At 64.7% G+C, this 11,965-nt stretch carries 13 protein-coding genes and 1 pseudogene; 3 read left to right on the top strand and 11 right to left on the bottom strand.

Annotated features, from left to right (window positions below; genetic code table 11):
* Positions 1-90: 90 nt before the first annotated feature.
* Positions 91-432, bottom strand: a pseudogene (locus tag GGR16_RS26005) (conjugal transfer protein TraG); the annotation flags it as partial.
* Positions 433-712: 280 nt separating this feature from the next.
* On the opposite strand from GGR16_RS26005, the gene GGR16_RS26000 reads away from it, so the two are divergent.
* Together GGR16_RS26000 and GGR16_RS25995 are read left to right on the top strand one after the other, a co-directional pair.
* Complete coding sequence (locus GGR16_RS26000) at positions 713-1,810, top strand: helix-turn-helix domain-containing protein (RefSeq protein WP_183319145.1); 1,098 nt, start codon at positions 713-715, stop codon at positions 1,808-1,810.
* Between the two features lie 142 nt (positions 1,811-1,952).
* On the top strand, positions 1,953-2,990 hold the full coding sequence (locus GGR16_RS25995) for a zinc-dependent alcohol dehydrogenase family protein (RefSeq protein WP_183319143.1): 1,038 nt from the start codon (positions 1,953-1,955) through the stop codon (positions 2,988-2,990).
* Positions 2,991-3,091: 101 nt separating this feature from the next.
* Here the strand turns inward: GGR16_RS25995 and GGR16_RS25990 are convergent, their stop codons facing one another.
* Positions 3,092-4,513, bottom strand: coding sequence for an MFS transporter (locus GGR16_RS25990; RefSeq protein WP_183319141.1), 1,422 nt, complete (start codon positions 4,511-4,513; stop codon positions 3,092-3,094).
* 26 nt (positions 4,514-4,539) lie between these two features.
* Positions 4,540-4,902: a DoxX family protein gene (locus GGR16_RS25985; RefSeq protein ID WP_183319139.1), complete on the bottom strand. Its 363-nt coding sequence runs from the start codon at positions 4,900-4,902 to the stop codon at positions 4,540-4,542.
* A gap of 143 nt (positions 4,903-5,045) precedes the next feature.
* Between GGR16_RS25985 and GGR16_RS25980 the strand changes: the two genes are divergently transcribed.
* Entirely contained in the window at positions 5,046-5,648 is a 603-nt protein-coding gene (locus GGR16_RS25980) for a TetR/AcrR family transcriptional regulator (RefSeq protein ID WP_183319137.1), read from the top strand.
* A gap of 61 nt (positions 5,649-5,709) precedes the next feature.
* Here the strand turns inward: GGR16_RS25980 and GGR16_RS25975 are convergent, their stop codons facing one another.
* The 8 genes from GGR16_RS25975 to parA form a co-directional block, all read right to left on the bottom strand.
* Positions 5,710-7,470 (bottom strand): relaxase/mobilization nuclease domain-containing protein, encoded by a 1,761-nt coding sequence (locus GGR16_RS25975; RefSeq protein ID WP_183319135.1) that lies wholly within the window; start codon positions 7,468-7,470, stop codon positions 5,710-5,712.
* A 250-nt stretch (positions 7,471-7,720) separates the two neighbouring features.
* On the bottom strand, positions 7,721-8,506 hold the full coding sequence (locus GGR16_RS25970) for a lytic transglycosylase domain-containing protein (RefSeq protein ID WP_183319133.1): 786 nt from the start codon (positions 8,504-8,506) through the stop codon (positions 7,721-7,723).
* A gap of 3 nt (positions 8,507-8,509) precedes the next feature.
* A complete protein-coding gene (locus tag GGR16_RS25965; RefSeq protein ID WP_183319131.1) occupies positions 8,510-8,848 on the bottom strand; it encodes a DUF736 domain-containing protein in 339 nt (112 codons plus the stop codon).
* Positions 8,849-8,916: 68 nt separating this feature from the next.
* The gene (locus GGR16_RS25960; protein ID WP_183319129.1) at positions 8,917-9,462 is read right to left on the bottom strand and encodes a S26 family signal peptidase; all 546 of its coding nucleotides are present in this window, start codon (positions 9,460-9,462) and stop codon (positions 8,917-8,919) included.
* Positions 9,459-9,980 carry a DUF2840 domain-containing protein gene (locus GGR16_RS25955; RefSeq protein WP_183319127.1) on the bottom strand — a complete coding sequence of 174 codons (522 nt, stop codon included), beginning with the start codon at positions 9,978-9,980 and terminating at the stop codon, positions 9,459-9,461. The genes GGR16_RS25960 and GGR16_RS25955 overlap by 4 nt, the downstream gene beginning before the upstream one ends.
* Positions 9,977-10,243, bottom strand: coding sequence for a ribbon-helix-helix protein (locus GGR16_RS25950; RefSeq protein WP_183319125.1), 267 nt, complete (start codon positions 10,241-10,243; stop codon positions 9,977-9,979). Before GGR16_RS25950 ends, GGR16_RS25955 begins: the two co-directional genes overlap by 4 nt.
* Positions 10,240-10,926, bottom strand: a complete 687-nt coding sequence (locus tag GGR16_RS25945; protein WP_425486606.1) for a DNA-methyltransferase — start codon at positions 10,924-10,926, stop codon at positions 10,240-10,242. The genes GGR16_RS25950 and GGR16_RS25945 overlap by 4 nt, the downstream gene beginning before the upstream one ends.
* Positions 10,927-10,994: 68 nt before the next feature.
* Positions 10,995-11,633 carry a ParA family partition ATPase gene (parA, locus tag GGR16_RS25940; RefSeq protein ID WP_183319122.1) on the bottom strand — a complete coding sequence of 213 codons (639 nt, stop codon included), beginning with the start codon at positions 11,631-11,633 and terminating at the stop codon, positions 10,995-10,997.
* Positions 11,634-11,965: the final 332 nt, after the last annotated feature.

The following is an 11,965-nucleotide window of genomic DNA, read 5'->3' as shown; positions in this document are numbered from 1 at the left end:
GCATCGACGTGTCCGAGGCCATGATCCACGTCGCCATGGGAAGCCTGCTGCTGCGCAGGATCAGCCACTGACACCATTCTCAAACGGACTCTTAGCCCATCGCGCGGAGCCATAGGTCTCGACATTCTTCTGTTCGCGGGCGCGCCAGATCGACATGCCGATGGCGACGGCAATGGCGATGAAGCCGCCGGATGCTGCGATAATGCCGCCTCTGGCGAAGACGTTCGGCGCGTAGACGTCGAAGAAGTACCACCACCAGAAGATCGCCGGCGGATAATAGATCGGGGCGCCGGCGAGTACGAACCAGGGCGTGCCGAGCTGCGCCTGATAGCCGAGCTGCCAGGCCACATACTGCGTCGCGCCCCACGTCGTGACGAGGACGATCAGGAAGACGGTGAGGATCTGGCCCCAGAGTATTTTGGTGGCGGACATGGGTGTGCTTCCGGGCAAATACCCGGCAGATCGAGCCTCGAAACCGCCATGACAAGAGCGAGAATAGAACTGTCGAATAAACGGATAGCATAGCGTGCATATCGGAAAAGCTGGTGCGTTCGCGATGTAGCATAGGGCCGAGAAAGATGTTGGGATTGCGCAGTTTTGGTTGGTGGCGGTTCTCAGTCTCCACGGGGCTGTGCGCGGAGTTCCGAGTCATCCTGATCCTTGTTAGGGTGAAAGCATGAAGCTCGCTGGCTGATCGGGAATGGAACGGCCCATGGGTGAAGGCCTCCAAAAGGGGGACTGGGAGCGCTTCCGTGCCTTGGGGAGCGTGCCGGAGGGGATTCGGGAAGTCGTGCTCGGATCATGGATCCGGTCGCGCAGTGATGGAGGGCTGTATTCGCTTCAGCAGGCGCCATCCTTGGCTCTGGATGAACTGAACCGGCGCCGGTCGAGGAACTGGCGCCTGCGCCGAGCGGCAGAGAGCGCGGTGCGACAGGCGGGCGACATGCTTGAGGATGCCGGCGCCATGCTCCTGCTTTGCGATGGCGGCGGCGTCATTCTCGAGGCGGCGGGCGACGCGCGCATCCGGTCGCGCGGCGAGGAGAACCATCTCCATCCCGGCGGACTGTGGGCGGAAACTGCGATCGGCACCAATGCGATCGGCACGGCGCTGCATCTGGGCGCGCCTGTCACCATCGGCAGCGTCGAGCATTTCTGCGAGGCGATCCAGCGTTGGTCCTGTGCGGCGGCGCCCGTGCGAGATCCGGTGGACGGGCGGGTTCTAGGCGTTGTGGATGTCTCGGCCCCGTCCGATGAACACATGCGGCAGGGCGCGGCGCTCGCCGTCGGTCTCGCGCTGCAGATCGAGGAGACGCTGCGTGGAACGATGTTGCAGGAGCGCGAGCGGCTCATCAGACGGCTGCTCGATGCGGCAGGGTCCCTTGACCGCGACAGGATCCTGGTTGACCGCCACGGCCGCAGGATCTGGGCTTCGCACGACAGCAGGTGGATCGATGCAAGGCTCGTCTCGGTCGCCGATCTGCTGGATGAGGCGAGCCTCCATGAGGATGCCCGCGTGCTTGCCGAACGGATCCGCGAGGGCCTGCCCGACGCCGACGTGGAGGTGATCTCGGAGGAGGGCGAAGTGCAGGGGTTGATTATTTCTTTCGCGGATCGCCGAGGGGGACAGCGCCATACCGAGCGAGAGCGGTCTGACAGCGGGGAAACGCTGCGCGATCGCGAACGGGCCCATGTTCTCGACACGGTCGCCGAATGCGACGGCAATCTGAGCGAGACGGCGCGGCGTCTCGGGATTTCACGCTCGACGCTCTATCTCAAGCTCGAGCAATATGGCGTCTCGCGTCGGCGCTGAATCAGGCTCCACGATTCAGGGATGAATTCGTTCGTCTTCGGCGCGCGTCTGCCAGGCCCGCCTGTCCGAAAATCGGACAGGCGGGGTCGACGTGGCCCGGGGTAAAGACATCGGACAATCAGCGCCCAAGGAGGAAACGAGAATGAAAGCGCTCGTCTATCAAGGACCCGGCAAGAAAGACTGGGTCGAAAAGGCAAAACCTGGCATTGAAAAACCCACCGACGTGATCGTGCGGGTGACCAAGACCACGATTTGCGGCACCGATCTTCATATCCTGAAGGGGGATGTGCCCGCGGTGACCGAAGGCCGGACGCTGGGCCATGAAGGTGTCGGCGTGGTTGAGGAAGTCGGCGGAGCCGTGCGCAACTTCAAGAAGGGCGACGCGGTTCTGATTTCCTGCGTCACCTCCTGCGGGACCTGCCCGAACTGCAAGCGCCAGCTTTACGCGCATTGCTCGGACGGGGGCTGGATCCTCGGCCATAAGATCGATGGCACCCAGGCGGAATATGTCCGCATCCCCTATGGCGACAATTCGCTCTACCCCATCCCGGAGGGCGCTGACGAAGAGGCGCTGGTGATGCTATCGGACATTATGCCGACCGGGCTTGAGATCGGCGTCCAGGCCGGTCGGGTGAAGCCGGGCGACACCATCGCGATAATCGGCGCCGGCCCGGTGGGCATGTCGGTGCTGCTGACCTCGCAGTTCTACTCGCCCGGCCGCATCATCATGATCGACATGGACCCGGCGCGGCTGGAACTGGCCAAACAGTTCGGCGCCACTGATCTGGTCCAGGTCGGAACGGAAGACGCTGTTACGCGCGTTTTGGAGATCACCGGCGGAGCAGGCGTCGACGTCGCCATCGAGGCGGTCGGCATTCCGGCGACCTTCGATATCTGCCAGAAGATCGTCTCGGCCGGCGGCAACATCGCCAACGTCGGCGTTCACGGCAAACCCGTCCAGCTTCATATCGAAGAACTCTGGATCAGGAACATCAACATCTCGATGGGGCTGGTATGCACCAACACCACGCCCATGCTGCTGAAGACCTTGGGATCCGGTAAGGTCAATCCAGGCAAGCTGGTGACCCATCGCTTCCCGCTGGATGAGATTCTGAACGCCTATGACGTCTTTGCGAATGCCGCACGCGAAAAGGCGATGAAGGTAATCCTCCAGGCCTGAGGCGCTATTTTCTTCAGCTTTGTGGATGAACACCCCGTCTGGACGATCTGGCGGGGTGTTCTTGCATCCTCAGGGACATTCGGGTCGCGCCGATCGCCTCGCTATTTCCGGGTTGCGATCCCCGCTGCAAAGATGCCGAGCAGGGTCAACAGGGCGATGCCGAGGCTGACATAGCGCGCCGCATCGGCGACCGAGTCCCCGCCCGCCGCCATCAACGTGCCGGCGACAGCCGAGGTGATGGAGAAGGCGATGAGTTGGGTGGTGGTGATCGCCGCCGCCGCCTTGCCGCCTTCGGCCGGATCGGTCGTGCTGCTCATGGCGGCCACGCCGAGCAGCGGCCAGGCGAGGCCGATGCCGATGCCCGCGAGCGCGAGAACCGCAGTCCAGATCGCCACCGTGGTCAGGCTGGCGTTTTCCGTCTGCAACAGGCCATAGGCGATGAGGCCTGCCGTCAGAAGCAACGGCCCGAGGCGTATGGCGCGTCGGCGGCCGCTCTCGGAGGAAACCGAGACGACGAACAATTGTGCGATGACCCAAGCGAGCGACAGCACCGCGCCGAGCAGGCCGGCGATCAACGGGCTGAGGCCGGCGAGCTGTTGGCCGAAGAGCGGAATGAAGTTCTCGACCATGACTCCGGCGCTGAGTGCGGCGACGGTCAGATAGACCCATTTCAGGGCGTTGCCGCGCCGATAGGTGATGCGCGGAAGAATGGTGTTGTGCGAGCGTCGCTCCACCACGACAAAGAGCCAAAGCAGCACGAAACCGATGCCGATCGTCGCCAGGGTTGGCCAGCCGATAGGCGCGATGGCGCTGAGGCTGATGGCGATGGTCGCCAGAACCAGCGGGATGAGCGAGGCGACGGGCACGGGCGAGCGATGCCCTGAACCGGCTGTCCCGGCGAAGGAACGCTGCGCGACGATGGCGAAGATCAGTGAAACGAGGGCGAGCCCGGCATAGGACCAGCGCCAGAGGCCGAGTTCGGCGAACAGGCCGCCGAGCGCCGGACCGAAGAGCGTACCCAAGCCCCACATGGCCGACACGACGCCGGTTGCCCGCGCCCAATGCCGTTCGGGAAGGGCTGAGCGGATCACGGCGTAGCCGAGCCCTGCCAGCAGGCCGCCGCCGAGGCCCTGTACCACCCGGCCGACGATCAGCAGTTCCATTGTCGGGCTGGCGGCATTGGCCGCCGCGCCGAGCGCGAAGACGACGAAGGCCGCCACATAGGCAAGCGCCGGTCCCTTCCAGTCGAGGATACGGCTGACGAACAGGGAGGCCACGATGGCCGAGATGACGAAGCCTGTCGTCACCCACGCATAATATTGCTGCCCGCCGATATCGGCGACGATGGAGGGCATGAGCGCTGCGGTGAAATAGAGGTTCATCGCGTAGAGCAGCACGCCGCTCGCCATGACGAGGACGATGGCGAGATGCCTTCCTGACAGGAGGTCGGACCATCTGTCGGCATAGGCTACAGGCGTGTTGGTTGGCTCGGCCGTGCCGACCGGCGAAGATCTATCGTTCATGGAAGTGAACTCCGGGGAGGAAGAATTCAGGCGTTGGCGCGTCGCACGAACAGGGACAGGCCGAGCACCGTCAGCGAGACGAGGAGCACGACGCTCGGAGCGGTCGAATGGTCATAGTCCGCATTGACCAGCGTCGTGAGGACGGCCGCGGCCATCACCATCGCGCCTAGCCCGGCACCAACAGGTCTCGTGATCGCGCGGAGCAGAAGCAGCGCGGCAGCCAGCTCAAGGGCGGCGGTGACGTAATGGAACCAGCCGGGATAGCCCCAGGCCGCATAGGCGGCCGCGTTTTCTTCCGAAAGGAATGTGTTGCCGTATGCGCCAAAGAGGAAGAAGGCCGCCAGCAACCACGCCAGGGTGGCGGTCAGGATTGGAAGTGTCTTGTTCATGGAGCCCCGCAAAATCGATAACGGCCGGCCGTATCCAACTGGACGCGGTGGCCATTCCATCATAGTTTGAGTGATCATTCTAATAATGATCGCGGCGTGGTCAAGCTATAATAGAGCGATCATACTATCTCTATGGAGCCCCCATGGTCCGCAAGGTCGTCCCCGAACAGCATGAGAGCAAACGGCAGGAAATCCTGGCCGCCGCCCATCGCTGCTTCCTGCGCAATGGACTGCAAGGCGCGTCGATCTCGATGATCTGCAAGGAAGCGGGCATGAGCCCAGGCCACCTCTATCACTACTTTCCCAGCAAGGAGGCGATCGTCGAGCAGATGGCCGACGACTACCTGGTGCAGCTCCACGGGCACTTTGGTCGCCATACGAAGGACGAGCCAACGGCAACGGTCCTGCTGTCCGAGCTCTGGAGCATGAGCGGCTGGGATGATCTCGCCCACTGTCGCATCCTGTTTGAGTTGCTGGCCGAGGCCGGACGCAATGAGAAGATCCACGCCATCTTGCAGGCCAACACCGACGGCATCCGTCAGCTTCTCGCCGACACGCTCAAGGCGGGCCAGGCGCGCGGCGAGGTCGATCCGGGTCTCGACCCCAGGCACGCGAGCGCTGTGCTGGTCGCCGTGCTCGACGCCGCTCCCATGCTGCCGCTGATGACGTCCGACGTCGACTTTGACGAAAGCCGCAAGTTGATCACGATGATGATCGATCGGTTCCTGCGACCGCAGCCGCTTTGATTACGCAAGCGCTACGATTTCGCAGCCGGCAGGACAAAGCTCTAGCATTCGGTCGTAAGGATTAGAGCCCGAGCCCGCGCTGGCGGCCCAGGCTCCATTCGATTCCGCCGTTTCCCTTGGCGACGCCGGCGATGTGCTGGCCGAGCTTCTTCTCGAGCGGTGGCGTCCAGGGCACGAGCTGGAAGCCGAGACCATTGTCGATCATGGCGAAGCGGCCTGAGGTCAGCGTGACGCGCTGGCGGTAGAGGCCAGCGACATGCTCGCCGGTCTGAGCCTTCTGGAACGGCAAACCTGTTTCCGCCTGAAGCTTGGCGCCGACGGCATCGATCTCGCGCTGGCGCAGGGTGTTAAGGAGATTGCGCTGCAGGATGATACGCTGGCCCTGACGTCGCGCGAGGCCTTCCTCGGCCAGATGCTCGGCACGGGCCTTCATGGCGTCGCGGACCTCGGCGCCGAAGCCGCCCGCCGACATCGGCATCGGCTCGCGCTCGACCAGGCGGTGATCGAGCCAGGTCGCGCCCGGCGCGGTGATCTGCCGATTGAGATCGAAGTCGGACCGGTTGGCGAGCATGAGCGTCGGGCGCTTGTCGTCCTCACCGCCAAAGCGGCGCACCTCCACGATGCCGCCGATCGGCGGGGAGTGTTTGAAGGCTTCGATGCCGCGGAAGCGGACGTGATGGGCGCGGCCGTCCGTGCCGTCGATCACCGCGTAGGCTTCGCCGGTCAGCTCGTCATGCAGGCCGCGATCGACCAGGCGGCCGATGATGGGAGAGCCCGCGCCGCCGCCGTCGATCACATAGTCGCTGAAGCCGCGATCCTGCCCGCGTTCGGTGAAGGCGCGGTGCATGGTCTTGATGATGTCGCCGCGCATGCCGAGATCGCGCAAGGTGCGTTCGGCCTGGAGCCCGACGGTCCATTCGCCGGGAGAGCCCTGGTCGGCAAGCCCCATCTTTTCGAGATGCTGGAGGCGGCCAATCATCAGGCGGCGCAGCGAGGGATCGGACTTGCCGGTGGCTTCGGGGCGCAGGTCGATGAAGCCGGTCTCGTCGGCGGCGATGCGGATCTCGACATCGAGCCGCGTCCAGCGTTCGGCCGTGACCTCCTTCTCCAGCGCATTGCGGATCTCGTGTTCGGGCTTGGGGCCGAGCTCGAGCGAGACCAGATCTTCGGCGCGCGAGCGCAGGCCGCGGCTGATATAGTCGCGCGAGATGACCAGATCGGCGCCAGTCTCATCGACCCCACGCACGAGAAGATGGACGTGGGGATTGTCGGTGTTCCAGTGATCGACGGCGACCCAGTCGAGCCTGGTGCCGAGATCCGATTCCATCTGGCTGACGAGATCGCGGGTGAATTCGCGCAGGTCGGTCATCTCGCCGGCATCCTCGGGCGAGACGATGAAGCGAAAGTGGTGCCGGTCATCCTTGCAGCGATCGGAGAAGGCGAGATCGTCGGCGCGCTCGTTGGTCGCGTCGAACATCACGCCCTTCTCTCCATCCCGGCTGACGCCCTCGCGCTTCAGGTATGAGAGATGGGCCGAGAGCGGGGCAGAGCGGAACGACTTGCCTTGGTGGCGCACGACACGCGCCTTGACGACGACGCGGCGCGAGGCGCTGAAGATGCGCGAGCGGCTGAACCTGACACGGCCCCTGCCGAAGGTCGAGTGACCACGGCGGGGGGCGCGTTTGGCGCGCACCTCGCCTGAGCTGTGCCCCGCCTTCTTCGCGGCCCGCAGCACCTGGTTGATAAAGCTCTTGGGCTTGGGGGCGCGGGTCGATCTGATGCGTCCCGGACGGATACGAAACTCGCTGTCGCCTTCGCTCATGAGCAGGCCCTTAGAGGCAGGCAATCCCGGCACAGTGCCGGAAATAGCGTTGAAAACGTGACATAAATCAGAAAAAGCGGCACGCGACCCGACCGACCGGCACGCCAAAAGCCAAGCCATGTCAATGGCTTGTGCGAATTTGGCGAGGCCCTTTTATCTCGCCGTCCTGCTGTCGTTGCTCTCCGCTCCTCCCTCCTTCCCGCACAGCCTTCTCCAGACCACGCCACGCTGCGCCATGCTGCGAATTCCCTCATGACCGGTCCCCTTCTCCGGCACGGGCGACGAAGAGGCTGCCGGACTGCAGTGAAATGGTGGTTTGGTCGTGCAACGAAGGCGCAGCCGAAGTATCGCCGGACTGCACATCGTATGTCGGCTGACCGGCCTGCAGACGATGCGCGGATGGCGTCACGAAGAGCGGCGATCGGCGCCAGGCATGCGGATCGGCGGCAGCGACGGCGACATTTCCTGGCTGGCCGGGCGTCACGTTTCCAGCGCCTATCAGCGGCGCGAGTGTAGCGACATAGGCGCGGGTTTCGGCAGGCAGGGGGCGGCCCGCGAGATATTCCTCGTAGCGCCTGGGACCGGCATTGTAGGCGGCGAGGAAGCCCGGTGAACCGAAGAGATCGTACATCTCACGCAGGTAGGCCGTGCCCGCGAGAATGTTGTCGCGCGGGTCGAAAGGATCGCTGCCGAGGCGATGGCGGATGCGCAGTTCGGCCCAGGTATCGGGCATGACCTGCATCAGGCCCATCGCGCCCGCCGATGACACAGCATGCACGTCGTCGGCGCTTTCGACGCGACGCACCGCCCTGATCCAGCGCTCGGGAATGCCGAAACGCTGCGAGGCTTCCGTCACATAGGCGGCATGGGGATCGCGCGATGGCTGCTCAGCCGATGGCGCGCTCTGCGCAAGAACGGCGGGCGGCGGCGCGGCGGCCAAGGTCAGGCCGGAAAGGAGAAGGAGGAGGATGCGCCGGGCAGCGCGAGGCCGCCCGGGTGACATCGGTGATGCGGGGCTCAAACGAACGATCCGCATGACCTATTTCCGTTCGCCGCGCTTTTGCGGGCGGCTCCAGTGCAGCGACCATGACGTCGCGTCCGCGCCGTTCTGGAACAGGCGGGCGCGGACCGGCTGGGGGAAGCTGGGGTCATCGATCGTCAGCGACAGATATTCACCGGCCTTCTCGCTGGACTCCGTCCAGGCCACACCGATCTCCGGTCCATTGTCATCCGGGCCGAGATGGATGCGATAGTTCGGCGCATTCTCGACCTCGGACGGTTCGACCGGAACGATGCTGATTTCGCACTGGATTGCGATGGTATGGATGCGGCCGATGAAGCCGGTTTTCTCACGGGTGAATTCGCCAATCTGCGGCATGACTAGTTCCTTTCAACGTGCGGTGGGATGAAGATCGGCGAGCAGCGCGCCCGCCGTAGGCAGGGCGTTCACCGCGTCGCCGCCCGCCATTCGAAGCGGCCTTCGCCCTTCTCGTCGATCCACAAGGGGACCGCGCGGCCGATGACCGAACCGGCTGGGACCGGGCCGAAATAGCGCCCGTCGAGACTGTCAGGGACGTCCCAGTTCATCAGGAAGATTTCGCCCTCGGCGATCACCCGGCAGCCCTGCCAATCGGGCAGCGGGCGGCCGAGGCGGTCGTGCTCGAGCGCTGCTCCCATCTCCACGCTGTCGACTGTGATGAGGACACCGACGCGGCAGACGGTCTGTCCTGGAAGACCCAGTACGCGCTTCAGGAGCGGCGTATCGGGCGGCAGATATCGGCCATTGGCGAGGAAACTGGCGATCGGTTCGGGCGCATCGACCGCGACCAGATCGGTGACCTCCAGACGTCCTGCCGGTTCAACGAAGTAGAAGCCGATCGGCGCGCTGGCCGAGGCGTTCCAGATGAGTTTGATCGGCGCATCGATCCAGGTCGAAACCGCGACGGCGCTGGTCGCTACGAAGGTCGCCATCGCCCATCCGATGCGGGTCATGGCCCGATCCTCCGGCGCTTGAGCCACGCCTGATGCTGCTCGCGCGTGTAGCTGCGCGGCTCGTGTCCGGCCGTCAGCCGATTGTGAACGTGTCGCCAGTAGTCGGGCGCTGCGTCGGCCGGATCGAGCGTCAGCGCTTCGATGGCGTCGACCAGTTGCAGCACCCGGTCGGCCTTCGGCCAGCTCTCGATCTTGAGCAGGATGTCGCCGCCGGGGCGCACGAAAGGCAGCGTTTGATAGGCTTCGCCGGGCTCGACTGCGCGCACGATGTCGATGCGCGAGATGATCGTGCCGAAGTCGTTGGAGGCCCAGCGGACGAAGGCAAAGATCGTGTTCGGCCGGAAGGAAAGGACACGGCAACGACGGTCGAGGATCGTTTCGTAGGTGGGCTGGCCGAACCTGATCCAGTATTCGATCTTCTTCTCCACCCATGTGAGCTCGACATGGGTGAGACGGTCGGATGGTGCGGGCGACGGCATCGGGCCGCCGCGCATGCGGGGTGCCGCGATGCCTGTCATGACGGGTCTCCTGGTGATTTTGGGAATTCGCGCGCGAGCAGCTCGCGCAGCATGTCGGCGACGGTGACGCCGCGTTGGAAGGCGGCGATCTTGATGCGGCCGCGCAGGTCCGGCGTGACGTCGATGGTCAGCCGGGCGGTGAAGCCGGAGCCGGATGGTGGCGCGGATGAAGAGGCCGACGGGAGCCGATCGGCGGCCTTGATCCAGTCGTCGGGATCTGTCGGGCGGGCGGCGAAGCCGCGCTTGTGCGGCGGCTTCATCATGACCTGTCTCCCGTGGCGAGCGGCAGAAGCGCGGCGATGCGGTCGGCGGCTTTGCGCGCCATCACCGGGTCGAGCTCGCAGCCGAGATAGCGGCGGCCGGAGAAGCGGCAGGCTTCGCCGGCCGCGCCCGATCCGGCGAACCAGTCACCGACCAGGCCGCCTTCCGGGCAACTCGTGCGGATGAGGATTTCGATCAGACCGGACGGCTTTTCGGTCGGATGGATGGCGCGGCCATGGGCGTTGCGGGCATGGATGACCGAACGCATCAGGCGTGGCCCGCCATCCTCGCTGACATAGTGGCCGGCATCGATATGGCCGGTATGAGGGGGTCGCTTCTTGCGGCGCACAGTGCGCGCTGTGGCGTCCGGCGTCGTCTGCACGACGTTGTAGACCGCGCTCCATCGCGCATCGCTGCGATAGAACTGGGCGACGAGTTCATGGACGCGCTTGAAGCGATCGGCGTGAAAGCCGGAGCCGTTCTGCTTCTCCCAGACGATCTCTTGGGCGTATTTCCAGCCGGCGTCATCGAACGCCGCGGCGGTCGCCATGAAGCAGCGCAGCGAGCCGAATACCCACATTGAGCCGGACGGCCGCAATGCCCCCCGAGCGAGCGGAAGCCAGCCCTCGACACGGCGATCCCAGGCGAGCGACGTGTCGCCATAGGGCGGATCGGCGAAGATCATGTCGAACGGCCCATGCGCCGGCATGAGGACGCGGCAGTCACCGGTCAGGATGGAATGTGCGGGAAGCTTCATGGCGCCAGCCTCCCCACTTTCGCGGCGAAGGCAGCAATCTCGCGGGCAGCCATACTGTCGTGCTCGGCCTCGAACACGAGGCGGCCCGACTGCGCCAGGTCGGCGAAGGCGGCACGCTGGCCGATGGTCGCCGAGAGCAACGGCGGATCGTGGTCGGCGAGCGTCTCGGCCGTCTCGCGGGTGATGACGGTGCGGGCGCCGCAGCGGTTCAGCACGAACCGGGCGATGAGCTCAGGCCGATAGATGCGCGCCTCGGTGAGCAGCGCCAGCATCTCGGCTGACGCCCAGCCATCGAGCGGTGACGGCTGCACCGGGATTAGCACGAGGTCGGCTGCAAGCAGCGCCGAGCGCATGAGGCCGGCCACACGTGGCGGGCCGTCGATGACGACATGATCGGCATCACGGGCGAGTTCGGGCGCTTCGCGATGCAGGGTATCGCGTGCCAGGCCGACCACGCCGAACAGGCGCGGCAGGCCCTCGCGGCTGCGCTGCTGCGACCAGTCCAGAGCCGAGCCTTGCGGGTCCGCGTCGATCAGGATGACGCGCTTGCCTTCAGCCGCCCATTGGCCGGCGAGGTGCAGGGCCAGCGTCGTCTTGCCGACGCCTCCCTTCTGGTTGAGGAGCGCGACGATCATTGCGCGCCTCCCGGGTCATCGCCGAAAGACGGTCGCTGGACGTCCGAAGATGAAGTGGAGCCGTTTACGGATTTACGGAAAGACGTAAGACGTGTATCATTACTTTCAGATGATGATTTGCGGTCCCTTTCGGACCTTCCGGCGATGTTTTCCACATCGCGCGCGCGCTCTTCAACGTTAGACTCTTTGTTAGACTCTAAGTTAGGGGCGCGACTATGTCTTTTCTTTCCAGAGCTTAGAGACCGTTTGAGAAAGGGCTTCCCCTGTGGGTCGGTTCGTGATTCACACTATGGATGTGGACACGAGCGACGCGAGGCCGGATGGCCGCGATC

It is taken from the genome of Chelatococcus caeni (genome assembly GCF_014196925.1).
GTDB lineage: Bacteria > Pseudomonadota > Alphaproteobacteria > Rhizobiales > Beijerinckiaceae > Chelatococcus_A > Chelatococcus_A caeni.
The sequence above is the reverse complement of the archived record's forward strand: the minus strand, read 5'-3'. Positions and strand labels throughout refer to the sequence as shown.